Source organism: Streptomyces sp. NPDC002577, assembly GCF_053594815.1.
This window is the reverse complement of the sequence record NZ_JBSFWK010000017.1, coordinates 108,769-132,576: the sequence shown is the minus strand read 5'-3', so window position 1 is coordinate 132,576 and position 23,808 is coordinate 108,769. Positions and strand designations below refer to the sequence as shown.

The 23,808-nt window shown below is 70.4% G+C and carries 20 protein-coding genes and 1 pseudogene; 11 read left to right on the top strand and 10 right to left on the bottom strand.

Translation table 11 applies throughout. The features are described from left to right. Positions 1–43 precede the first annotated feature (43 nt). The 5 genes from ACWD4J_RS22630 (at position 44) to ACWD4J_RS22610 (ending at position 5,784) form a co-directional block, all read left to right on the top strand. The gene (locus ACWD4J_RS22630) at positions 44–661 is read left to right on the top strand and encodes a cysteine hydrolase family protein (RefSeq protein ID WP_451397212.1); all 618 of its coding nucleotides are present in this window, start codon (positions 44–46) and stop codon (positions 659–661) included. Then, complete coding sequence (gene tcuA, locus ACWD4J_RS22625) at positions 658–2,118, top strand: FAD-dependent tricarballylate dehydrogenase TcuA (protein ID WP_451397211.1); 1,461 nt, start codon at positions 658–660, stop codon at positions 2,116–2,118. Before ACWD4J_RS22630 ends, tcuA begins: the two co-directional genes overlap by 4 nt. Before the next feature lie 10 nt (positions 2,119–2,128). Further along, complete coding sequence (locus tag ACWD4J_RS22620) at positions 2,129–2,968, top strand: aspartate/glutamate racemase family protein (protein WP_451397210.1); 840 nt, start codon at positions 2,129–2,131, stop codon at positions 2,966–2,968. Further along, positions 2,958–4,334: an FAD-dependent oxidoreductase gene (locus ACWD4J_RS22615; protein WP_451397209.1), complete on the top strand. Its 1,377-nt coding sequence runs from the start codon at positions 2,958–2,960 to the stop codon at positions 4,332–4,334. Before ACWD4J_RS22620 ends, ACWD4J_RS22615 begins: the two co-directional genes overlap by 11 nt. 112 nt (positions 4,335–4,446) lie before the next feature. After that, the gene (locus ACWD4J_RS22610) at positions 4,447–5,784 is read left to right on the top strand and encodes an MFS transporter (protein WP_451397208.1); all 1,338 of its coding nucleotides are present in this window, start codon (positions 4,447–4,449) and stop codon (positions 5,782–5,784) included. Between the two features lie 65 nt (positions 5,785–5,849). On the opposite strand, the gene ACWD4J_RS22605 is transcribed toward ACWD4J_RS22610, so the two are convergent. From ACWD4J_RS22605 to ACWD4J_RS22595, 3 genes are all read right to left on the bottom strand, one after another. Continuing rightward, a complete protein-coding gene (locus ACWD4J_RS22605) occupies positions 5,850–6,620 on the bottom strand; it encodes a phytanoyl-CoA dioxygenase family protein (protein WP_451397207.1) in 771 nt (256 codons plus the stop codon). Positions 6,621–6,772: 152 nt separating this feature from the next. Continuing rightward, a complete protein-coding gene (locus tag ACWD4J_RS22600; RefSeq protein WP_451397206.1) occupies positions 6,773–8,002 on the bottom strand; it encodes a GNAT family N-acetyltransferase in 1,230 nt (409 codons plus the stop codon). A gap of 88 nt (positions 8,003–8,090) precedes the next feature. Further along, complete coding sequence (locus tag ACWD4J_RS22595; protein ID WP_451397205.1) at positions 8,091–8,621, bottom strand: SDR family NAD(P)-dependent oxidoreductase; 531 nt, start codon at positions 8,619–8,621, stop codon at positions 8,091–8,093. A 49-nt stretch (positions 8,622–8,670) separates the two neighbouring features. Between ACWD4J_RS22595 and ACWD4J_RS22590 the strand changes: the two genes are divergently transcribed. Then, positions 8,671–9,051: a LysR substrate-binding domain-containing protein gene (locus ACWD4J_RS22590; protein ID WP_451397235.1), complete on the top strand. Its 381-nt coding sequence runs from the start codon at positions 8,671–8,673 to the stop codon at positions 9,049–9,051. A 75-nt stretch (positions 9,052–9,126) separates the two neighbouring features. On the opposite strand, the gene ACWD4J_RS22585 is transcribed toward ACWD4J_RS22590, so the two are convergent. Continuing rightward, entirely contained in the window at positions 9,127–10,362 is a 1,236-nt protein-coding gene (locus ACWD4J_RS22585; protein ID WP_451397204.1) for an epoxide hydrolase family protein, read from the bottom strand. A 294-nt stretch (positions 10,363–10,656) separates the two neighbouring features. After that, positions 10,657–10,860: pseudogene (locus tag ACWD4J_RS22580) on the bottom strand (amidohydrolase family protein); the annotation flags it as partial. 17 nt (positions 10,861–10,877) lie between these two features. Here ACWD4J_RS22580 and ACWD4J_RS22575 point away from each other — a divergent pair. Further along, entirely contained in the window at positions 10,878–11,180 is a 303-nt protein-coding gene (locus ACWD4J_RS22575) for a hypothetical protein (RefSeq protein WP_451397203.1), read from the top strand. 57 nt (positions 11,181–11,237) lie between these two features. Here ACWD4J_RS22575 and ACWD4J_RS22570 read toward each other — a convergent pair whose 3' ends face one another. Together ACWD4J_RS22570 and ACWD4J_RS22565 are read right to left on the bottom strand one after the other, a co-directional pair. Continuing rightward, positions 11,238–12,389 (bottom strand): glycoside hydrolase family 53 protein, encoded by a 1,152-nt coding sequence (locus ACWD4J_RS22570; RefSeq protein WP_451397202.1) that lies wholly within the window; start codon positions 12,387–12,389, stop codon positions 11,238–11,240. Positions 12,390–12,569: 180 nt separating this feature from the next. Then, on the bottom strand, positions 12,570–12,989 hold the full coding sequence (locus ACWD4J_RS22565) for a beta-galactosidase trimerization domain-containing protein (protein ID WP_451397201.1): 420 nt from the start codon (positions 12,987–12,989) through the stop codon (positions 12,570–12,572). Positions 12,990–13,485: 496 nt separating this feature from the next. Here ACWD4J_RS22565 and asnB point away from each other — a divergent pair, with 496 nt between their 5' ends. Continuing rightward, positions 13,486–15,330 (top strand): asparagine synthase (glutamine-hydrolyzing), encoded by a 1,845-nt coding sequence (asnB, locus tag ACWD4J_RS22560; protein WP_451397200.1) that lies wholly within the window; start codon positions 13,486–13,488, stop codon positions 15,328–15,330. Between the two features lie 58 nt (positions 15,331–15,388). Here asnB and ACWD4J_RS22555 read toward each other — a convergent pair whose 3' ends face one another. Then, positions 15,389–16,471 (bottom strand): Lrp/AsnC family transcriptional regulator, encoded by a 1,083-nt coding sequence (locus ACWD4J_RS22555; protein WP_451397199.1) that lies wholly within the window; start codon positions 16,469–16,471, stop codon positions 15,389–15,391. A 168-nt stretch (positions 16,472–16,639) separates the two neighbouring features. On the opposite strand from ACWD4J_RS22555, the gene ACWD4J_RS22550 reads away from it, so the two are divergent. Together ACWD4J_RS22550 and ACWD4J_RS22545 are read left to right on the top strand one after the other, a co-directional pair. Next, on the top strand, positions 16,640–18,193 hold the full coding sequence (locus ACWD4J_RS22550; protein ID WP_451397198.1) for an AbgT family transporter: 1,554 nt from the start codon (positions 16,640–16,642) through the stop codon (positions 18,191–18,193). Positions 18,194–18,233: 40 nt separating this feature from the next. Continuing rightward, on the top strand, positions 18,234–19,409 hold the full coding sequence (locus ACWD4J_RS22545; protein WP_451397197.1) for a M20 family metallopeptidase: 1,176 nt from the start codon (positions 18,234–18,236) through the stop codon (positions 19,407–19,409). 113 nt (positions 19,410–19,522) lie between these two features. On the opposite strand, the gene ACWD4J_RS22540 is transcribed toward ACWD4J_RS22545, so the two are convergent. Together ACWD4J_RS22540 and ACWD4J_RS22535 are read right to left on the bottom strand one after the other, a co-directional pair. Then, positions 19,523–20,926, bottom strand: a complete 1,404-nt coding sequence (locus tag ACWD4J_RS22540; protein WP_451397196.1) for a glycoside hydrolase family 43 protein — start codon at positions 20,924–20,926, stop codon at positions 19,523–19,525. 200 nt (positions 20,927–21,126) lie between these two features. After that, on the bottom strand, positions 21,127–22,107 hold the full coding sequence (locus ACWD4J_RS22535; protein ID WP_451397195.1) for a LysR family transcriptional regulator: 981 nt from the start codon (positions 22,105–22,107) through the stop codon (positions 21,127–21,129). A gap of 94 nt (positions 22,108–22,201) precedes the next feature. On the opposite strand from ACWD4J_RS22535, the gene mdlC reads away from it, so the two are divergent. Next, a complete protein-coding gene (mdlC, locus tag ACWD4J_RS22530) occupies positions 22,202–23,782 on the top strand; it encodes a benzoylformate decarboxylase (RefSeq protein WP_451397194.1) in 1,581 nt (526 codons plus the stop codon). Positions 23,783–23,808 lie beyond the last annotated feature (26 nt).

The window sequence follows — 23,808 nt, the reverse complement described above, 5'->3', positions numbered from 1 at the left end:
GTGCCCGTACGCATACCCCCGCACGCAACGAAACGAGTCCGAGATGACCGAGACCCCGCCGGGCCGCACGGCCCTGCTGATGCTGGACTACCAGGTCGCCCTCTGCGAGCAGGGCGAGCACCTGCGCATGCCGGCCCTCGCCGAACAGGTCGAAAAGCGCGGCGTACTGGCCGCAGCCGAGAAGGTGCTGACCGCGGCCCGCGACGCCGGCGCCTACGTCGTGCACGTCCGGCTCGCCTTCGACCCCTCCTACGAGTTGCGGACCAACCGCTCCGCGCGCTTCGACGCCTACCCGCGTGAGCGCGCGATGCTGGCCACCGCGCCGGGCGCCCGGATCGTCAGCCCGCTCGCCCCGCTGCCCGCCGAGCCCGTGGTGGACAAGGGCGGGGTCGGAGCCTTCAACGGCACACCGCTGCTGCAGATGCTGCTCGGCGCAGGAGTGCGCCATGTCGTACTGGGCGGCGTGGCCACCAACCTGGTGGTCGAGTCGACCGCGCGCCACGCGGTGGACAGCGGACTGCAGGTGACCGTCGTCGAGGACATGTGCGCCTCGTTCGACCCCGAACTGCACGACATCGCGATGACCCGAATCCTGCCGATGTTCGCGGCCGTGCGCACGGCGGACGACATCATCGCCGAGCTGACCGGGAGGACCGCATGACCGCGCACGAGACCGAGTACGACGTCGTGGTCGTCGGCTCCGGCGTCGCCGGGCTGACCGCCGCGCTCGCCGCCGCCGAGGCCGGAGCCCGGGTCGCCGTGGTGGAGCGGGCGCCCCGCTCCGACGCGGGCGGCAACACCCGCCACACCGAGGCGTTCCTGCGCATGAAGTCGCTGGACGAGGTCTCCGACGACTTCGAGGAGCGGCTGCTCGGCGACTTCACGGGGTACCCCGACCCGTCGCTGATGGTGGAGTCCCTGCGCGCGCCCGCCTCCTGGTCCGCGCCGCTGAAGTCGCTGAGCACCGTGAGCCCGGAGGTCGTCGCCGAGCTGGCCGGGTCCGCGGGCCCGACACTGCGCTGGATCGCCTCCCACGGGGTGCGGTTCGAGTCCCTGCCGACCCCGTTCCTGACCACTTCCACCACCCGGCTCATGCCGGTCGGCGGCGGTCTGGCCCTGGTGGAGGCGCTCACCGCGGCCGCGGAGGCGGCCGGGGTGACGTTCCGGTACGAGACCACCGCTCGCTCGCTCGTGCAGGACGCCGACGGCACGGTCACCGGTGTCCGGGCGGCCTCCGGCGGCACGGTCCGGGAGCTGCGCGGCCGGGTCATGCTCGCCTGCGGCGGATACGAGGGCAACGCCGAGATGACGGCCCGCTACCACGGGCGCGGCGGCCGCCACACCCGTCCCGTCGCCCGCGGCGGTCACTACAACAAGGGCGACGGTCTGGTGATGGGCCTGGCCGTCGGGGCGGCCACCGCCGGCGACTTCAGCCTCTTCCACGCCGAGCCGGTGGACCCCCGCTCGGGCATCGCGGAGGCGGCCGTCTTCTCCTTCCCGTACGGCATCCTCGTCAACAAGGAGGGCCGCCGGTTCACCGACGAGGCGCCCGGCCCCGTCGACGCCTGGTACGAGCGGGTCGCCCGGCGTATCCACGCCCAGCCGGACGGCATCGCGTACGCCGTCTTCGACGCGCGCAGCGAGGACGTGCCGGGCCTGGCCACGGCGGTGCGCAGCGACCAGCCCGCCATCACCGCGGCGACCCTGGAGGAGCTGGCGGCCAAGCTGGAGATCCCCGCGAGGGCACTGGCCGACACCGTCGCCGAGTACAACAAGGCATGCACCGGCGGCGAGTTCCGGCCGCTGGAGACGGACGGGCTGGCCACCGACGGACTCGCCCCGCCCAAGTCCAACTGGGCCCGGCCGGTCGACACCGCCCCCTACCACGCGTACCCGATCATCGCCTCGAACGTCTTCACCTTCGGCGGTCTGAAGACCAACGAGCGGGCCGAGGTGCTGGACCTCGACGGCAACCCGGTCCCCGGCCTGTACGCGGCCGGAGAACTCACCGGCATGTACTACACCAACTACACCGGCTCGACCTCGGTGCTGCGCGGCGCGGTCTTCGGCCGCATCGCGGGCGGCCTGGCCGCGACGGCGAGTTTGGCGAGGAGCTGAGGGAGCGGACATGCGGATCTGGCACCAGAGCTTCACCGTCCTGGACGACGTCCCGCACTACCGGGACGCCCTCGCCCGGCACCTGAAGGCGGTCGCCCGGCCGGGCACCACCGTGGAGCTGCACGGCATGGCACCCGGCACCTACCCGAGCGCCTATCCGGGCACCCACATCGGACACCTCTACCTCACCAACCTGCACAAGGAGCAGTTCGTCAGGGCGGCCCTGACCGCCGAGGAGCAGGACTACGACGCCTTCTTCATCGCCACCATCCCCGACACCGGCTTCGAGGAGATCCGCACCCTGGTGGACATACCGGTCGTCGCCTTCGGCAACGCCTCGGTCGCGTACGCGGCCACGCTGGGCAGCCGGATCGGGATCGTCAACTTCATCGCGGAGCTCGAGCCGCAGCTGCGGCGGAACATGGCGGCGTACGGATTCGAGCGGCTGGTCGGCCCGATCGTCCAGGTGGAACGGGAGTTCACCGACGTGATGGCCGCATACGCCGACCCTGGCCCGTTGCTGGAGGCTTTCCGGACGGCGGCCAGGAAAGCGATCGCGCAGGGTGCCGAGGTGATCGTGCCGGGGGAGGGGCCGCTCAACGTGTTCCTCGCCGACCAGGGCGTGTCGAGGGTCGACGACATCCCGGTCGTCGACTCGCTGGGCACCGGCCTGGCGCTTGCCGAGGTCCGTGCTGAGGCGTGGCGCCGCACGGGGTTGCATCCGGCCCGGACCGGCCTGTACTTCTCGCGGCCGGACGCGGCGCTGATCAAGGCGGCCCGGGAGTTCTACTACGGGCCAGGGGCCGGACCCGGAACAGCAGCCTCATCCGGAGCCGGACATGACCTCTGACGCCGACTACGAGGTGGACGTCGCGGTGGTCGGCGGCGGGGCGTGCGGCCTGGTCGCCGCCCTGCGCGCGGCCCGCAACCCGGACCTCCTCGTCGCGGTCTTCGAGAAGAGCACCAAGGAGGGCTGCAACTCGCAGTTCTCCAGCGGCAGCCTGGCTGCAGGCGGCACCCGCTACCAGCGGGCCGCCGGCATCGACGACTCACCGGAGCGGCACGCCCGCGACATCCTCGCCGTCAACAGCGACCCGGACGCCGAGCCGATCGTCACCGCCCTGTGCGGGGTGGCACCCCACTACGTGGAGTGGCTGGCCGACGAGCTGGGCCACCCCGTCGAACTGGGCATGGACATGGCCCGATCAGGCCAGAGCGTGCCCCGGCTGCACACGGACACGGGCCGTTCCGGAGGCGCGCGGCTGATCGCCACACTGCGGCGCGCCGTGGCGGCCCGCGACAACATCGTGTTCGTCGACAATGCGCCAGGTACCGGGTTGCTGATCGCCGAGGACGGCTCGGTGACGGGGGTGAAGGTCCTCGACGGCGGGGAACCGCGCCGCGCCGCCGCCCGAGCGGTGGTGCTGGCCGCCGACGGCTTCGCCGCCAACCCGGACATGATGGCGGAGCACTGCCCGGACGCGGCCGGCGCCTTCCACGGCGGCGTCAGCACCAGCACGGGCGACGCCATCCGCTGGGGACTCGAACTGGGCGCAGCCACCCGCAACATGGGCAGCTTTCTCGGCCACGGCCTGGTGGTCCCCGGCCACGGCACCCGGCTCAACCCGGTGCTGCCGTTCCTGGGCGCGCTGCTGGTCGGCACCGACGGCCGGCGCTTCGCCGACGAGAAGGCCCAGGGCTACTCCAAGCTGGGCCGCATCATCGCCGGGCAGCCCGGCGGGCGCGCCCTGCTCATCTGGGACGAACGCGCCCACAAGGCCGCGATGCACTCAGAGCTGATGCGCGAATCGGCCGCTGCCGGTGCCTTCCGCCGCCACGAAACCCCGGCCGCCCTGGCCACCGCCACCGGCCTCCCCGAGTCCGCCCTCGCCGAGACACTGGCCGGCTTCCGATCGGTCTCGGTGGTGGACGACCCGTCCGGCACCGACCACGGTCCGCTCCACTTCCCGCTGTACGCGGGGTGGGTCACCCGCGGCGTCCTCACCACCCAGGGCGGCCTGCTGGTCGACACTCTCGGCCGTGTCCAGCACCACTCCGGCCAGCCGATCCCCGGCCTGTACGCGGGCGGTGGCTCAGCAGCCGGCATCTCAGGCCCCACATCGGAGGGCTACATGTCCGGCAACGGCCTGCTGACAGCCCTCGGCTTCGGCTGGATCACGGGCAACCACCTGGCCGCGACTCTCGGCAGGCGCTGACCGCACCCGAAGAGCCCGGCCGGGCACGTGACGCCCGGCCGGGACCTCCAGGCACGCCTCCGCGCGGGCCGCACGAGTACACCAAACGCACGATCGCCACAGGGAGATCTCCATGGATGTACCCAGCACCGCGGACACAGCCGGCCCAACCCCGGACAGCACGTCTGCCCAAGCCGACATCGCCCCGACCCGCACCGACCCCCGTATCGTGCTCGCCTCCGCGATCGGATCGCTCGTCGAGTACTACGACTTCAGTGCCTACGGCTACCTGGCCACGATCACCGCCACGGTGTTCTTCTCCGGCGACGACCCGGCCTCGGCCCTTCTGGCGACGCTCGCCACCTTCGCCGCCGCGTTCGTCCTCCGGCCCGCGGGCGGCATGATCTTCGGTCACTTCGGCGACCGCATCGGCCGCAAGAAGGTGCTCGCCACCACGGTGATCATGATGGCGGCGGCCAGCTTCGCCATCGGCGTGCTGCCCACCTACGCGGCCATCGGCACCGGCGCCACCGCCATGCTCGTCCTGGCCAGGTGCGCCCAGGGCATCGCGGCCGGAGGTGAGATGGCCGGCGCCGGCTCGTACCTCGTCGAGGCCGCGCCCGACCACCGCCGAGGTCTGCTGACCAGCTTCGCCCTGCTCGGTTCTCATGCGGGCGCCCTGCTCGCCTCGCTGACGGTCGCGCTGCTCACGCACACCCTCACCACCGGGCAGATGCACTCGTGGGGTTGGCGCGTGCCCTTCCTCCTCGCTCTGCCGCTCGGCCTGGTCGGGATCTACATCCGCACGAAGCTGGCGGACACAGGCGAGTTCAACCGGATCGCCGACCGCGGGGAGGTCGCGCAGGCACCTCTCAGGGAGGTCGTGCAGCGCTACCGACTGCCGCTGCTCACAGCCGTCGGGCTGTCCACGGCGACGTTCTCCGGGTACTACATCTCGTTCGTCTACATCCCCATCCACCTGCAGAACACCATCGGACTGTCGGCCGACAACGCCTTCTGGTCGACTGTCGTGACGCTCGTCGTGGCATGCGCGGTCATTCCGCTGTTCGGGCTGCTGGCGGACACCGTGGGCCGCAGGCCTGTGCTGGCAGCCGGTGCGATCGGCTATCTGACGCTCTCCTACCCCCTGTTCATGCTGCTGGACGAGGGCGGGATCCTCCCCTACGTGGCGCAGATCCTGCTGGGCGTCATGGAAGCCGCGCTGGCTGCCGTGGCGTTCACCGCCTTCGCCGAGATGTTCAGCGCCCGCGTCCGTTACAGCGGCACCGCACTGGGTTACAACCTGGCCGGCATGGCGGTGGGCGGCACGGCCCCGTACATCGCGCTCTGGCTGATCGACCGGACGGGGAACCCGCTCTCGCCGGCCTTCTTCCTGATGGCCACCGCCGCGCTGACGCTGGCGGCCGTCTGCTCGCTGAAGGAGACACGGGGCTGCGCCCTGCCGGCGTGAGCAATGAGCGGAGTGGGCGACGAGGTTCAGTTGGCGCTCGCCGGAGGCAGCCTCTCGAGCTGTGACTACCGGCGCAGGCCGCGACGGATCGCCTGCTCAACGGGCGATATCCCGCGGTCTACGTCGTACGGCTCGACCGGGTCCAGGGGCGGCTGGGCGAGGAACCGCGGCCGGGTGCCGTGGTGTGGTTGGGCGGCGTGTACCAGGAACGGGTGGCACAGGTAGACATCGCCGGGCCGGCCGGTGGCGAAGGCGATCGGGCGGTGCTCGGTCGCCGGTACGGCCCGCGTCGAGATCTCCACCATCGTGAGGCCGTCCTCGCCGTAGGGCGCCAGCAGGGGTGCCACGTCGAGGTGCGAGCCGACCCGGATGCGAGTGGGCGCGTCGTTCTCGTCGGTCTCGGAGAAGAGGAAGAGCATGAGCAGGGCCCGTCCCTTGGATGCCACGTTGACGCGATAGCTGAAGTAGTCGCCCGGGTCGGCGTCGCCTTGGAAGCTCGCGTCGAGGTGCCATCCATCGTCGCCGGGTGGCGCGGTGCTGGGGAACCGGATCGGAAACGTTCCAAGCCCGCCGCGCGGCGCCCACCGGCCCGGCCCAACCAGTTGGTCGAACGCCGTAGTCAGTCGCAGGCTGTTGGCGGCGGCCCGGAACGGCTCTTCCGTATGCCCGTTGATCCTGATCACCGGTTTGGTCCAGGTGGCCGGGTCGTCGGGGGCGCAGCCGGTCTCCCTCCAGAGGATCGTCCGGCACTCAGCGGCCGCCTCCTCGGGGAACGCCTGCTCGACCTTGACGAAACCGTCCTCGATAAAACGGGTGACCTGGTCGTCCGTCAGCATGATCCCAGTCTGCCAAGACCCAACTGTCGCAGGCGAACAGTTTTCAGGCGTACATCGGGCCTCGGCGTACTCCCGTTGCTTCGTCTCCGACCCGTTCGTCAGGCCGAACGAGTAGCCGACGAACGAGACTTGTGCAAGGTCTGCGAGCGCGGTCAGAACCAGTGCAGGCAGTGCGGGGAGCGCTCGGCGCGGAAGAGTGCGTCAGCGAGGGCGGCTGCGCCTGGGCGGTGGGCCCGGATGTGTCCGGCACGCACGAGCGTGCTCGGGGCAGTGCCGCCGAGGTAGACGGAGCCCAGGTCGCTGATGTCCAGGGACAGGTCGGGCTTCCGGTCCGTCGGGACGCAGTCGGCCTTGCTGTCCCGGATGGTCAGCAGATAGCGGTCGTGTTCGCCGAGGAACGGGTCGTCGATGTCGAGGACGAGCTCGCCGTCCATGAACCAGCCGCGCGCGGTCAGCGCACGCGGGACGTCCAGCAGTCGTACCCAGAGCCAGTCCATGTCGCCGCTCACCTCGCCGGCGCGGAAGTCCGCGAGCTGCCAGCGCAGCGGGTGCTGGGGCGGGACGTGCTGGAACACGACCTGAGAGACCAGGTCGTGTTTGAGCACGAACCGGGCCAGGGCCGTGAAGACGGCGTCGTCGGTGGCGATGGTCTCGTCGACCGTCAGGGTGCCGGACTCGATCGAGTAGCTGGCGTACCCGTCCGGGGCGCCGTCGGCGTCCCGGTGGACGGCGACGTAGCGCGGCGCCGGCGAGATCGGGGGTTGCCCCGCGCGCAAGGCCCACCAGCGGTGCGGCCGGGACAGCGCGCCGGGCTGGGCGCGGCGATACCGGTCGTAGACCTCTTCCAGTATCTCGCCGCACTCGGCCCGACGCAGCACCTCGACCGAGCCGTTGTCCGAGCCGGTCGCTGGTGCCTGGGCCACTCCGCGCGCCCGGGGAACGGCGAGGGCGGCCTCGTGGCGCGGCACCGTCAGCCGCGCCGTGTAGGTCGCCGGTCCGTAGCCGAACCTGCCGTAGATCGGGGCCTCAGAGGCCAGCAGCACGGAAAGGCACTCCCCGCGGGCCCGCAGCTCGGTGAGCTGATGCCGCATCATCGCGCTGAGCACGCCCTGGCGCCGGTGCGAGGGCAGGACGCCGACGGCGGTCACCCCGGGGGCCGGGACGAGGGTCTCACCGGGCAGGGTGAGCTCGAAGGCGTGCGTGGCGGCGGTGCCGACGGGCCGCCCGTCCGCCGTCAGGGCGAGCATGCAGCGGTCCATTTCGAGCGCCGACCACCAGAGCCCGCCGCCCTCGATCGGGGTTTCCGGGAAGCGCCCGAACGCGGCATGGACTGTGTCGACGAAGACGTCGAGATCCTGGTCGGTCGTGGAACGGATCTCCATTGCTGCCGCTGCCTCCTCGGGATACCGGCACCACGACTCGTGGTGTCTGGCCACAGTGCAGCGTTGACCCGGCGCCAGGGCAAGCGAATTACGGCCGGGCCCGCGGCCGCATCGACGGCCGCCGCCCTGTGGTGGACGCCGATGAGTTGGCGGACTTGCTGGCGCGGTAGGCGTCCTGACCGCCGTTGGTGTTCAAGCTGACGCTGCCCCGGCGCGAGGACATGACGCCGATGGTTCCGGTTGGCGCGACCAGCGAGCGGAAGGACTCGACCACGCGCATCGGGCTGAGCGCGTTCGTGACCATGACCTCGACGAACATCTCCTCCGGGACGTCGCCGATCGGAATGTCGCCCCTCGTGCCGGAGGCGTTGACGAACAGCAGGTCGAGGGTGCGCTCCGCCAGGCGCTCGCGCACCGCGGTGAGCTGATCCGGCTTCGTCGTGTCCAGCGTCTCGACCGTGACCCGGCCCCCGGACGCCTCGGCCAGGTCGTGGAGACAGCTGCGGCGATTGCCCCGGACGGTCCCGATGACGTCCCAGCCGCGGTGCGCGTACTCGGTGGCGAGGCCGAGCCCGAGGGTGCGGGATGCCCCGACGATGAGAGCGGTCTTGGCGTTCACGCCCGGACCGCCGGCTTGAGGACCTCCTCACTCCGGCGGCGGCCGCGGCCTGAGGCGGCCGTTCGACGACTCGGGGTTGCATACCATCCCCATCGGCCATGAGCCCAGGGTCGCTTGCATGCCCGCGGCGCACCCGCTGGCGTGCCGTGACGAACTCACTTCCGCGGACCTCGGCGGCGAGCGGATGTTCGACGCACCGACGCGGCGGACGTCTTCACTTGAAGAGAAGTTCGAGCTCATCGCCTCCGGGCACGGCATCGCGCTGGTCCCGCTGAGCGTCGCGCGCTCCTACTCCCGCCCCGACCTCGCCCACCTTCCCGTCACGGACGCCCCCGGGATCGAGACGTGCCTGGTCGTCCTCGCGGACCGGCGGGAGAAGCTGCTGCGCGACTTCCTGGAGATCGCCACTGCGACGCTGCGGCACACCTGAACGATCAGCGGGCGGGACCGCGGACGGCGCTGCGCCGGCACAGCGGCCCGTTGCCGGACGAGCCCGCAGGGACGTTCAGGGCCTGCGGCCGTGGAAGGTGCGGCGCAGGTCGTTCACCCAGGCGTCGGGGTTCTCCCAGGGGATGAAGTGGCCACCGTGGTCGTGGGCGTTGACGTTGACGTGGTTGAACCAATCGGCCTGCGGGCCGGTCTTGAACGCCTGGACGCGCTCGGTGGCGGTGTGGATGCCGGGCGGGTTTTCGTACGTGACGAAGGTGAGGCCGACCGGGGCCTGCACGACCGGGGTGCGGTCGTGGGCGGGGGGCCAGGGGTAACGGTTGGCGTTGGCGTAGTAACGCATCGACGTGGCGATGGAGTTGTTCACCCAGTAGATGGTGGCGTGGGTGAGCAGGTCGTTTTTGGTGAAGACGGATTCGACGTCGCCGCCGTTGTCGCTCCAGGCGTTCCAGCGCTCCAGCAGCCAGGCGAGCAGTCCGGCGGGTGAGTCGCTCAGCCCGTGGGCCAGGGTGGCGCCGTCGAGCATGTGCACGGTCAGGTGGGACGCCGAGCGATGGTCCAGCTCGATGATCCGGGCGCGGACGTCGGCGGGCTGGTCGTCGGTGAGGGGCCGATTCCGGGCGAAGTCCCAGGCGCGGGGGCCGGTGAAGAAGTCGAGCGGCAGCCCGGAGCCGATGTGGATGCCGTACAGCTCGTCGGCGTACTTGTGGCCGAGGTGGCTGGAGACGATCCCGCCGATGTCGCAGCCCCCGGCGGCGTACTTCTCGTGTCCCAGGGTCTCGGTCATCAGGGTGTGCCAGAGGTCGGAGACCTTCCAGAAGTTGACGTCCGGAAAGCCGGTGAGCGGGCCGGGGAAACCGAAGCCGGGCAGGGACGGCACGATGACGTCGAAGGCGTCGGCGGGGTCACCGCCGAACGCGGCCGGGTCGGCGAGCGGGTCGATCACCTTCGACCAGTGCCAGAACGTCCACGGCCAGCCGTGGGTGAGGATCAACGGGATCGGGCGAGGGCCGCGGCCGGGCTTGTGCATGAAGTGCACCGGGACACCGGCGACGCTCACCTGGTAGTGCTCGTAGACGTTGATGGCGGCCTCGGCCTTGCGCCAGTCGTAGCCGTCCCGCCAGTAGGCGACCAGCTCACGGAGATAGCTGTCCGGGACGCCGTAGGACCAGTCCCCATTCCCCTCGTCCAACGGCGGACGGGTCGATGTGAGACGGGCGCGCAGGTCATCGAGGACCTCGTCGGACACATGGATCGGGGTGGGCTCCAGGGGGAAGGCGCGCGGGGTGGTCATGGCGTGGTTCCTTCTGGGTAGAGGGGAAGCGGTGTCGTCGGTGGTTGGACGGCGAGCCGGGCATTTCAAGGGGTGCGGGCAGCGTGGCGGAGAGTGGCTGCCGGTGGTGCGGGTCGAGCTGGTCGGCCAGGGCGGCCAGGCGACCGATGCGCTCCCTTCGCCGTGACTCGACCACCTTGGCACCGGCGCGGACACTCAATGGCTCTGACGATAGAACGCAGTGCGTTCGCGCAGGACAAATGCCGAGGCCGCAGCCATAAGGACTGCGGCCTCGGCATCACAGACGTAGTCGCGTTACTGGAGCCCCAGGTAGCGTTCGGCGTTTCCGCGGGCGATCAGGTGCCGGACGTCGTCGTCAAGGTGCGGGCTCTTGCGGACCACCTCGCCCGCGGGGCGCTCGCCCAGCGGATAGGGATAGTCGCTGCCCACCACCACCACCCGTTCCGCGCCCACGGTGTCCACCAGCAGCCGCAGGGCCCGGTCGTCGAAGACGACCGAGCGCCGGCGCGGCGGCCGTGGTCCTCGGCACCACTCCGTACGGGCTCACCGGCCGGGAACTGACCGAGGTTTCGCTGTCCCTGGACCGCGACGGCACTCCGTTGGCCTCCGGCACCGGTGCCACCGCGCTGGGCTCCCCGGTACGGGCCGTGACCTTGCTGGCCCGGGAGTGCGCCCGCTTCGGACGGCCGCTGGCGGCCGGAGATGTCGTGCTCTCCGGTGCGCTCACGCCGCCCGTCGCGTTCGACGTCCCCGGCCGCTACCGGGCCGAACTGTCGGGGTTGGGCCATACCGAGGTCCGGCTGCGCACCGAGACCTGACTGAGCGTGGACGGAGGGCCTGTCGGCGGCCGGTGGGCCGGCCGCCGACAGGGCGGGTCAGGAGCGGTAGCGGCCGAGGGTCCGCAGGCCGGGCAGCGCCTTGTCGTCGAAGTCGAACAGGGCGAGGTTCTCCCACGCGTTGCCCGACGTCGGGTCCTGCGGGTTCCAGCCACTGCCGGCGCGGTAGGTCCATACGCCTTCCCAGTAGCAGTAGCCCAGGCCCTGGCCGTCGGGGACGGCGGCCGACAGGTCGGCCACGGTGCGCAGCCATGCGGCCTGCCCCTCGGGAGTGGCGGGATAGCCCTCGGTGAGCTGCGAGGGGCTGTTCATGATGTCGTTGGTCTCGTCCTCGCTGTTCAGCGTGAACGGGTACGCGGTCTCGGCGATCACGCAGGGTTTGCCGTAGCGGGCCGTGATGTCGGCCATGTTGGCGGCGGCCTGGTCCAGGGGGCCGTGCCAGAAGGGGTAGTAGGACAGGCCGATGATGTCGAAGTCGACGCCGTAGGACATCGCGTTGTCGAACCACCACCGGTACAGGCCGTTGTCGCCGCCGTTGGCCAGGTGGAGGATGGTGCGGATGCGCGGGGTGGTGTCGATCGCGGCGCGCAGGCCGGCCTTGAGGAAGGCGGCCAGGTTGTCCCAGTGCTCCCAGTTGCCGGTCGGCCAGAGCATGCCGCCGTTGAGTTCGTTGCCGATCTGTACGAGGTCGGCGGGCGTGCCCTGGTGCCTGAGTGCCCCGAGGACGTCGGCGGTGTGGTCGTAGACGGCCCGGGTGAGGCCCGCGACGTCCAGGTCGGACCAGGCGGCCGGCTTGGTCTGGTGGGCCGGGTCGGCCCACGTGTCGGAGTAGTGGAAGTCGACCCAGATGCCGATGCCCGCCCGCTTCAGGCGCCGGGCCAGCGACAGGATGTGCCTCTTGTCGTTGTAGCCGTCGGCCGGGTCGACCCAGACCTTCAGACGGGCGTGGGTGATGCCGGCCTCGGCGAGGATGCGGATCGGGTCGTCACGTCGGCCGTCGGCCCGGCGGTAGACGGCGCCGAAGTCCTCGTTCTTGGGCAGCGAGGAGATGTCCATGCCGCGTATCGGCAGGCGGTGGGGCGCGGCGCCGCCGGTCGCGGTGCTCGCGACGGCGGGGACGGCGCCCAGGGCGGGCACCGCCAGTGCCGCGGCACCGACTGAGGCGGCGGTGAGAACGCTGCGTCTGCGCATGTAAAGGGGTCCCTTCACAGTGGAATCGGCTCTGGGATGACACGGGTGCCGCGCGGGACGGCGTACTGCTGCGGGAGGGAGCCTGCGTCTGCGGACGCGCGGGCGCCCGCCCGCCGTGCTGCGTGCACGAAACTGGAGCCGCCGCCCCTCGGACCGCCTGCGCCGATGGGGAGGTGCTTGTCAGCGCGGGTCGTGGAAGACCTCGACCGCACCGGCCGGGACGACGGCCCTGGTGGCGTCCGGCAGGAGCACCTTGGCCTCGGTGGAGGTGTGGTTGACGGCGAAGCGGAAGGTGCCCGACTCGCCTTCGCGTACGTCGAGTTCGACATCGCGGGGCAGTTCGGCGGGGGCGATACCGGCGTCGGCGAGCGCGAGGTCCACGACGGCTGCCAGGTCGGCCCCAGTCAGGCGGGTGGCCAGGTAGCAGGCGGCGCCGTCGCCGAGCGCGTGCCGGGTGAGGGCGGGGTGTCCAGCTGTGCGGCCCTCGAGGTGGTAATCGCCCCCGTATGCGAGTGGCAGGCGGTCGACGGGGCGGAGGAGGGCATGTCTTGCTCCCGGAGGATCGACGGGATTGATGCCGGCGATTCCGTGAACGTGCACAGGAAAGGTGTTGGCCAGCATGCGTGAGCAACGAGTAGATAACCCGACATTCGATGCACTGGCAAGAGTGCGAGACAGTTTTTGACTGTGTACGTTCCCAGAGGGCTGCGCGGCCCTCGCATCCAGTGCTCGGTCACGTGCCCCGCAACCCCGTCCCCATGGCGGCTCGTCGCGCACGTGGGACTTTCCGGGGCCGGCTTGGTCCCAGTCGGGGGAGTTGACGATGTCGATCCATCGCCGCCAGATCAGCAGGCGCCCCAAGCTCGCCGGGGCTTTGGGCGCCGGTCTGGCCAGCACCCTCGCCGCCTGCGGCGGTTCGGTCACCTTGGCGCCTGCGGCTGGCTGCCGTCTGTCGAGACACGATCACCGCGCGTCTGCGGGGCGGCCAGGCGGCGGCGTATATGGACCCTGTGTAGCGTGAAAATCGAGCCGCATGCGGTGGACGCGGCAGATGCGGTGGACGGCAGGTGCGCGCGAGCACGGAAGGAGCCGGGCTGTGTGTGGGATCGCCGGCTGGATCGCTTTCGACAGGGATCTGACCACGCAGGGAAGCGTTCTGGCAGCCATGACCCGGACGATGCAGCTACGCGGGCCGGACGCCGGGGGAACCTGGCTGGACACCCACGCGGCGCTCGGCCACCGCCGTCTCGCGATCATCGACATCGAGGGCGGCAAGCAGCCCATGTCCGTCCAGGACGGCGATCGCACGCTGCTGGTCACCACCTACAGCGGCGAGGTGTACAACTACCGCGAGCTGCGCGCGGAGCTCGAAGGGCTGGGTCACCGCTTTCGCACCAGTAGCGACACGGAGGTGGTGCTCCACGCCTACCTCGCCTGGGGAGCGGACTTCACCGCCCGGCTCAACGGCATGTATGCGTTCGCCCTGTGGGAGCCCCGCACCGAGGAACTGCTGCTGGTCCGTGACCGGATGGGCATCAAACCGCTGTACTACTTCCCCACCCCGTCGGGCGTGCTCTTCGGTTCGGAGCCGAAGGCGGTCCTGGCCCATCCCTCGGTCGAGCCGGTCGTCGACGCCGAGGGGCTGCGCGAGTTGCTGGCGTTCACCAAGACCCCCGGGCGCGCCGTGTATGCGGGGATGCGGGAAGTGCGCCCCGGGCATACGGTCAAAGTGCATCGCGGCGGCCTCACCGAGCAGCGCTACTGGGCACTGGAGGCGCAGGAGCACACCGACGACCTGAGGACCACCATCGCCACCATCCGCTCGCTGCTCGACGACATCATCGGCCGGCAGCTGATCGCGGACGTCCCGCTGTGCACTTTGCTGTCGGGCGGTCTGGACTCCAGCGTCATCACCGCTCTGGCAGCCAAAGGGCTGGCCGAGCAGGGCGGAGGACCGGTCCGCTCCTTCGCTGTCGACTTCGTCGGACAAACCGAGCGCTTCATCCCGGACGCGCTGCGCGGCACCCCCGATACGCCGTATGCGCACGAGCTGGCCGAGCACGTCGCCGCTGATCACAGCGATATCGTCCTGGACAGCGCCGACCTGATGGATCGCCGTGATCGTGATGCCGTACTGCACGCCCGGGACCTGCCGGGGCTCGGCGAGGCGGACACCTCGCTGTACCTGCTGTTCCGGGCGGTACGCGAAGAATCGACCGTGGCACTGTCGGGGGAGTCCGCCGACGAGGTGTTCGGTGGCTACCAGTGGTTCCACGACCCCGAGGCGGTCAGTGCCGATGCGTTCCCCTGGTTCACCGCGGCGCAGCAGTTCTCCGGCGGCAGCGTGTCCCGTGAGTCGCTGCTCGACCCGGCACTCCTGGACCGGCTCGACCTCGACTCCTACCGCAAGGACCGCTACCAGGAGGCGCTGGCCGAGGTGCCGTATCTGGACGGGCAGAAGGGCAACGAGCGAAGAATGCGGGAGATCTGCTACCTGCACCTGACACGCCTCGTGCAGTTCCTGCTCGACCGAAAGGACCGGACGAGCATGGCCAACGGCCTGGAGGTGCGCGTTCCGTTCTGCGACCACCGGCTGGTGAGTTACGTCTTCAACACCCCTTGGTCGATGAAGACCTTCGATGGCCGGGAGAAGAGTCTGCTGCGGGCGGCCACCCGAGACGTACTGCCGGACTCCGTCGCCGAGCGCGTGAAGAGTCCGTACCCGAGCACGCAGGACCCGCGGTACGCCGAGGCACTGCAGGCCGAACTGGCGCAGCTGCTGAGCGACCCCGCGGCCCCTGTGTACTCTCTGCTCGATGCAGACGCAGCGCGACGCGCGGTCAGCGCGCAGAGGGATCCGCAGGCGCTGCGCAGCAGTGCCGAGCTCGTACTGGGGCTCGACTCCTGGCTTCGGGATTACCAGGTGCAGGTCAAGGTCTGAGCGCCCTGTACGTACCGGCCTGACGGGGCGGCTTGCCTCCTCCGGTCGCGATGCTCTCTCACTCCTCGTACTCGCCCGGATCCGCCGACGGGATGCGGGTGTCGTCCGGGCACCACGGGTCGATCGGCGCGCACTCCCTGCGTCGTCCGAGGCCGTCCAGAATCCAGCCCAGCCGTTTGACCGTGCGCAGTACGACGGCGTGCTCGACGATCTGGAACTCGGGCAGCGCGGCGTTGATCCGTTCCTCCAGCTCGTGGGCGCTGTCGGTGGAGTGCAGCCAGGTGGACACCCGGAAATTGGTGCCTCCGCTGGTGGCGACCAGCAGGCGGACCTCGGGCATGCGGGCCAGCCGGTCGCTGACGCGCTTCCGGTCGCCCGGCGGCACCCGGCCCCACAGCAGCGTGGTCACCGGCCAGCCCGTCAGCTGCTGGGAGATCTCGCAGCGGAAGGAGATCGTGCCCGAGTGCTCCAGCCGGGACAGCCGGCGTCGGGTCGCCGTGTGGCTGGCGTCGATGCGTTCGGCGAGGTCCGTGACCGACAGCCTGCCGTCCGGAGCGAGCGCGAGCAGGAGCGCGCGGTCGGCGGGTGACAGCAGTCCGGTCCGTATCTCCGTGGTCGTCGGCGCCGGGGGCTGCAGTCGCTCGCGCTGGGAGCGGGAGAGGGCGTCCAGCCGCCACGCGCTTCCGGACATGTAGATGCGCGTGGCGATCTGCACATCGACCTTCACCACGCCGGGGAGACGGCTGACCTGGTCCAGGACGAAGCGCGACAGTGCGGGCAGATCGCGTGTCATGACGTTCACGTGCAGATCCCGTCCGCTGGCCACCTCCATCACCGACTTGGTTCTCGGATCACGGGCCAGGGCAAGTGCCACCCGGCCGCGCTGCGCCGGATGGCACTGGATGTCGAGGAAGGCGTTGCACAGCGATCGCCACAGGCTGGGACTGCCGGTCGCGGTGACCCATGCCTGCCCGGTGGCGGCCAGTCGCCGCCAGCGCCGGGCCACCGTGGCCGCACTGAGGCCCAGGACGTCGCCGAGTGTGGCCCAGGGGGCTCGCGGCGCTATCTGGAGGCAGTTGGCCAGTGCGAGATCGGTCTCCTCGAGACGGTCGTCCCGGAGGGAGGCGGCGAAATCGTGCATGCAAAACTTCCTATCGGCGATTTCCGACGAATCTCGGGCGTGTCCACGGTCGATGCACACCATGATCCAGCACGGCGGGTCGAGTCCGAAAACGGCGGTCCAGTAACCGGCGGGACTCGACATGCGTCGCCCACCATCGACCTTCTTGCCGAAAGGTTCGCTTTTGCCATGGCCTCTGAGCTGACCACCAGACAGGTGACTCCGCAGTCGGCGGTACTGCGGAGAGCCTTCCGCGGCTTCGCCCTGATCGAACGGGTGGGCAACAGGCTTCCCCATCCCTTCTGGTTGTTCTGGCTGCTGGCGCTGCTGGTCACCGGGCTCAGCGCGGTCCTCGCCGCGGCGGACGTCAGCGCCGTCCAGCCGGGCACCGACGAGACCGTCACCGTGACCAGCCTGCTCAGCCGGGACGGAATCGCGATGATGGTCGAGGGGGCGGTGGACAACTTCGCGAGCTTCCCCCCGCTCGCCACCATCATCACCGTGATGCTCGGCATAGCGGTGGCCGAGCGCAGCGGGCTGATCGGCACCCTGATGCGTCGCCTCGTCGCACGGGTGCCCGCCAAGTACCTGACCTTCGCCCTGTCGATGACCGCGATGGTCGGCCATGTGGCCGGCGACGCCGCCTACGTGACGCTGATCCCGCTGGGCGCGCTGGTCTTCCGGGCCGCCGGCCGCAGCCCGGTGCTCGGCTGCATCGTCGCTTTCGTCTCCATCTCGGCGGGCTATGACGCCTCGCCCTCGCTGACCACCACCGATGTGCTGCTGTCGTCGATCTCCACTGCGGCCGCGCAGACCATCGACCCGGACTTCGTCGTCACCCCGGTGGCGAACTACTACTTCAGCCTCGCGTCCTCGGTGCTCGTCGCGCTCGTCATCACGATCGTCACCGAGAAGGTCCTGGCCCGCAGGCCCGATCTGGAGACGGACGAACCGTCCTCCGAGCTGGAGGCCGCGGAGCTGACCGAGGTCGAGGTCTCCGCCGCCGAGCGCCGGGCCCTGCGGGTCACCGGGCTGGTCGCGCTCGCCTTCGTCGCGGTACTGGTCCTCGTCATGCTGCCTTCGGGGTCCCCGCTGCGCGGTGAGGACGGCAGTGTGGTCCAGTCCCCGATGTTCTCGGGAATGGCTCTCCTCCTGGGTGTCTTCTTCGCGGTCCTGGGCACCGTGTACGGCCGGATGACCGGCAGCATCGCCGCGGCCCGGGACGTGGTCGCGGCCATGGTCGAGGGTGTCCGGTCCATGGCGCCGATCCTGGTGCTGTTCTTCGCCATCTCCCAGTTCCTCGCCTACTTCAAGTGGAGCCACATCGGTGAGGTACTCGCCATCAAGGGTGCGGAGGTGCTGAAGGACCTGGGCGTGCACGGAGGTGTGGTCCTGCTGGGCATCGTCGTCCTGGTCACCTTCATGAACCTGGCCATCACCAGTGGATCCGCACTGTGGGCCCTGGCCGCACCGGTGTTCATCCCGATGCTGATGCTCATCGGCATCAGGCCCGAGGTCACCCAGGCCGTGTACCGGGTGGCCGACTCGGTCAGCAACTGCGTCACTCCGATGAGCCCGTACTTCGCGATGGCGCTCGGCTTCATCCAGCGCTACCGCAAGTCGGCGGGGATCGGCACGCTGGCCTCCTTCACGATCCCCCTGGCGGCGGTCGTCTGGGTCGTGTGGGTCGCCTTCGTGCTGGCCTGGTATCTGCTCGGTATCCCCTTCGGCCCCGGCGCCTGAGAAATCTGAACCTCCCGAACCTCAACGGAGCGATTGCACCATGATCTCCGAACTCGCACGCCGCGCGGACGCCGCGACCGCGGACATGCTCGCCGACATCGCCGACCTCGTCGCCTGCGAGACCCACAGCTACGACCTTCCCGGCCTCGCGGAAGGCCTGGCGCTGGTGAACGACCTGCTCGCCCGCCGGCTCGGCGCCCCGACCCGGGCGGAACGGATCCCGGGCGGCGAGCGGGGCGACACCACCGTCGTCACCTATGAGGGGACCGGGCCGGGGCATGTCGCCGTCGTCGGCCACTACGACACCGTGTGGCCGCGGGGCACACTCGCCGACTGGCCGGTCGCCTCCCAGCGCGACGAGCACGGCAGGCAGCGGCTGACCGGACCGGGCATCTTCGACATGAAGACCGGTCTCGCCCAGGGCATCTGGGCCCTCAAGCTGCTGCGCGAGAGCGGTGGGGCCGTACCCACGGTCACCTTCGTCATCAACGGCGACGAGGAGATCGGCTCCCTTTCCTCGCGACCGGTGATCGAGCGCGTCGCAGCGTCCGTGGACGCCACGCTGGTGCTCGAGGCGAGTGTGGACGGTGCGGTGAAGTCCGGCCGTAAGGGCGGGGGCATCTTCACCGTGACGGCCACCGGCGTGGAGGCACACGCGGGGCTGAACCCCGAGGCCGGGGCGAGCGCGATCCACGCGCTCGCCGAGTTCGTCACGGCTGCCGCAGCCGTCGCCGCACCCACCGAGGGAACCACCGTCAACGTGGGGCGGATCAGCGGCGGGACCGGCACGAACGTGGTGGCCGGACAGGCGACCGCGAACATCGACATCCGTGTCCTCACCCAGGAGGAACAGGACCGGGTGGACGTGGCCTTCGACGGGATCGAGGTGAGCGACCAGCGCATCCGCATCGACGTCCAACACGGCTGGAACCGGCCGCCGATGATGCTGAACGCGGTATCGGAGCCACTGCTGAAGACGGCGCGAGCGGTGTCGGAGGAGCTCGGCAGTCACCTCGCCGATGTCACCGTCGGTGGCGCCAGCGATGCCAACTTCGTCGCAGGGCTCGGCCTTCCCGTGCTCTGCGGTCTGGGAGCGGTCGGCGGCGGAGCCCACGCGAGGCACGAGTTCATCTACCCCGACACGGTGTCTCACCAGACGGCCCTGGTGGCCGGGATCCTCAACCGGCTGGCGAGGGCCGAAGACCCGAGGCCCTGAACCGGATGCAGCGCACGTCCCCGCCGGTCGGCGGGGACGTGGAAGCCGGGGCAGTGCGGCCGAGCCCCGACCCTGTGCGTGCCGGGCCGTAGCCGGCAGGAGCGATCGGTCTCTCAGTAACCGACGGAGAACGTGGCGTCCGCGCGGTCGGTGGCGGTGGAGATCGGGTCGATGCGCAGGGCGAAGTCGGAGTGCCTGAGGTAGCGGTCAGGGAAGTTGTGCGACTGGTACGACGTCCAGGAGGAGTCGGCGAGGCCCGCGGTCGGATGGAACGTGGCGTCCTGGGCGAACGACGTGGTGCCGTCGTTGACGTCCAGCCTGAGCTGGTAGCTGTAGTGACGCAGGTAGCGGGTCGGGTAGTTGACCGACTGGAAGGACACCCCTGAGCTGTCGGCGAGACCCGGCACGATCTTCCACTGCGAGTCGGTGTACGGGTCGAAGGGGTACTCGTCGATGCGGCCGGCGAAGCTGGCGTGCCGGACGTAGCGGGCCGGGTAGTTGTAGGACTTGAGCCGGTTCCAGGCGGGCTTTCCGTAGTGCGCGACGAGGTTGTCGTACTCGGTCGTGGTGATCGACTCGATGGTGCCGTGCTTGGAGTTCACCGGCTGGGTGTAGTCGCGCTGGTCCAGGGCGGTCCAGGTGCCGGAGGCGAGGTCGCTTGTCTGCCAGGCGTAGAAGACGCCGTTGGGGGTGTAGGTGTCGCCCCACAGGTACCAGGTGCTCGAGGTCAGGGACTTGGCGAGGATCGGCGCCTCGGTGCCCCCGTGGGAGACCGGTGTGCTGAAGACGGTGAAGCTGCCGGGGTCGAGGGTCGTGGACTTCGCACCGACCAGTGCCTGCGTCGAACTACGCTTGAAGTACAGGTAGTTGACGCCGTTCACGCCGACGGCCATGTCGCCGTCGATGACGTCGTAGCCCGGGTCGAAGAAGACCTGCGGGGACGTCACCGTCCGGAAGTCGGTGGTGTAGTTCACCATGATGACGTTGTGGCCGCTGGAGTTGACGGACGAGTAGATGACTGCGTACTGGCCGCGGCCCGCGTCCCAGAACGCCTCGGGCGCCCAGCTGTGGGTGACCATGTCGTGCAGCTTCAGCCGCCGGTAGCCGGTGAGACTGCGCAGGTCGGTGGAGTCCCAGACGTGGATGTACTGGCTGTTGTAGCTCCAGTCGGTGCCCTTGAGGTCGGTGGCGAGGACGACGAAGGTGCCGTCCTGCTTGCGCATGATGAACGGGTCGCGCAGGCCTCCGGCGCCCTCGGTGGGCGTGACGACGGGGTTGTTCTGGTTCAGCGGCATCCAGTGGCGGCCGTCGGTGCTGACGGCCAGGTGCAGACCGTAGTCGGTGCCCACACCGTTCGGGGACTCGGTGAAGTAGCCCATGACGTAGGCCGAGTCCGCGGCGAGGGCGGGCCCTGCCCCGAGGGTCAGGTCGGCGGTCACGGCCAGCGGTACGGCCGCGGCCATACCGAGGAACAGCCGGCGGGACGGCTGCGAGCCGGGGTGGGGTCTTGCGTTCATCTGGTCTCCCAGTGGGGGGTGCGAGGCCGGTGGAGCAGCCGCATCAGGCAAGGGGGAGACCCTGATCGCTGGTGAGCGACGTCCACCAATGACTGGTATTTCGAACGTGGTTCGGTGAAGCGATCAGAAGCTAGAAGGGATGTGAGTACGCGTCAATATTTCTGTCACTTTTCGCTGATTCCTGCGGGGAACGCACGGGTTCAGCGGGGGCCGCCCCGAGGACTCCTCTCTGGGCGCGGCTGCGCGGTGCCGTACGGCGGCAGCTGGGCCGGGCTCACCTGTTCGCCCAGTACCTCGGCCATGAACGAGACCAGCCACCGCTGGGAGGGGCTGCGCGAGGACTCGTGTCGTGCGTACAGGGCCACCTCGATGGGCTCGGTCTCGAAGGGCAGCCGTACCAGGCGTACGCGGTGGGACTCGGTGAAGACCTCCGCGACGTACCCGGGGACGATGGCGATCAGGTCGGTCTGCTCCAGGAGGTAGGGGAGCATCGAGTACCGGGTGGCGTCCACGGCCACGCGGTCCAGGAGCCCGTGCGTGGCCAGTACGGCTCGCGGCGCGACGTGCCCGCTGGGGCCGAAGACCGTCGCGTGGTGCTCGGCAGTGAGGTCCGTGAGGGTGACCGAGTCGCCCCGGATGCGGGGGTGGTCGGCGGAGACCATGCCGACGTAGCGCTCGCGGAAGAGCGGGATCCGCACGGTCCGGTGGGAGGTCAGCACCGGGGTGGCCACGAACGCGTCGAGTTCGCCGCGGCGCAGCTGGCGCTCGGCGTCGTCCACGTCGAGCGCACGGATGGTGAACGACACCTGCGGCGCGCGCTCACGTGCCGCCGCCAGCAGGCGCGGCAGGAGGGTCACCTCGCCGAGGTCGGAGAGGGCAAGCGTGAAGCGGCCCGACATGGTCCCGGCGTCGAAGTCGTCGGCCTGGCGGGTGGTCGCCCCGTCGATCTCCGCCAGTGCGCGCTGCAGTGGCTCGTACAGCCGGCGGGCGCCCGCGGTCGGTGTCAGTCCGCGCCCGGTACGCCGGAACAGCTCGTCGTCGAAGTGCCGGCGGAGCTTCCCCAGGCTGTAGCTCACGGTGGGCTGCGTCACGTGGAGCGTCTCGGCGGTGGCCGTGACGCTGCCGGTCTCGTAGAGCAGCACGAAGACGCGGGCGAGATTGAGGTCGAAGTTGGTGCCCATATCGAAGGACTCTATATCGGAGCCGCACAACATCTATTGGTGCCCATGTCACAGCGTTGCTTAGCGTGTCGAGCGCTCATCGAAAGGAACGTCTGTGCCATCCGTGCGTCGTGTCTCCCACGAGCTCCTGGAGCGCCAGGGACTCACCACCGTCTTCGGCAACCCCGGCTCCAACGAGCTGCCCTTCCTCGCCGACCTGCCCGACGGCTTCCGCTATGTCCTCGGCCTCCACGAGGGCGCCGTCGTCGGTATGGCCGACGGCTACGCCCAGGCGACCGGTCGGCCCGTCCTGGTCAACCTGCACGCCGCCTCCGGCTCGGGGAACGCGATGGGCGCGCTGACGAACGCCGTGGCCTCCCGGACACCGCTCGTGGTCGTCGCAGGTCAGCAGGTGCGGTCCGCCATCGGCCCGGAGGCCAACCTGGCCAACGTCGACGCCCCGGCGCTGATGAAGCCCCTCGTCGGCTGGGCCGCGGAGCCGGCATGCGCCCAGGACGTACCGCGCGCGCTCGCCCAGGCCGTCTTCGAGGCGCAGCTGCAGCGGCGGCCGACGTACCTCTCCGTTCCGTACGACGACTGGGCGGCCGAGGCGGACGACAACTCCCTGGCGGTGCTCGACCGGCAGGTCCAGCGGGCCTCCGTGCCCGGCACGGCGCAGGGCCGCCGGCTCGTCGAGCAGGTCACCTCCGCCCAGCGGCCTGCTCTCGTGCTGGGCGGCGACATCGACTCGGCCGGCCTCTTCGACGACGCCGTCCGCCTCGCCGAGCGCCTGGGCGGCCCGGTGTGGGGGGCCCCGTCGCAGTTCCGGCTGCCCTTCCCCAACCGCCACCCGCTGTTCCGCGGCGTGCTGCCCGCCGGGATCGCACCCATCTCCCAGGCCTTCGAGGGCCACGACCTGGTGCTCGTGCTCGGAGCGCCGGTTTTCCGCTACCACGAGTACCTCCCGGGCCGGTACCTGCCGGAGGGCACCCGGCTGATCCAGGTGACCGACGACGCCTCCGCCGCCGCGCGGGCGCCGATGGGCGAGGCTCTGGTCGCCGACCCCGGAGCGGTCATCGACCTGCTGCTGAAGGCGCTGGACGCCCCCGCCACGCCCGCAGGCGCGTACCGGCCCGCACCCGGGCCGCTCACCGTCGATGGGCCGGGCCTGCACCCCGAGGAGGTCTTCGCCGCGCTGCGCGACGAACAGCCCGAGGACACCGCGTACGTGGTCGAGTCGACCTCGACGAACTCCTCGTGGTGGCGCCAGATGGACCTGCGCCGGCCCGGCTCCTACTATTTCCCGGCCGCGGGCGGGCTCGGTTTCGGGCTGCCCGGCGCGGTCGGGGTCGCCATGGCCCAGCCCGACCGCCCGGTCGTCGGCGTGATCGGGGACGGCTCGGCCAACTACGGCATCACCGCCCTGTGGACGGCCGCCCAGCACCACGTCCCCCTGACCATCGTGCTGCTGCGCAACGGGACGTACGGGGCACTGCGGTGGTTCGGCGGCCTCCTCGGTGTGCCGGACGCACCCGGCCTGGACATCCCGGGCCTGGACTTCACCCGCATCGCGGAGGGCTACGGCGTCCGCTCCCAGCACGTCACCGGCGTCGAGGAACTGCGTGCCGTCCTCGCCGAGCGCCCGGACGGCCCCCGGCTCGTCCAGGTGGACACCGCACTCACCACCCCCTCGTAAAGACCACCCCCCCGCAGAGAAAGAAG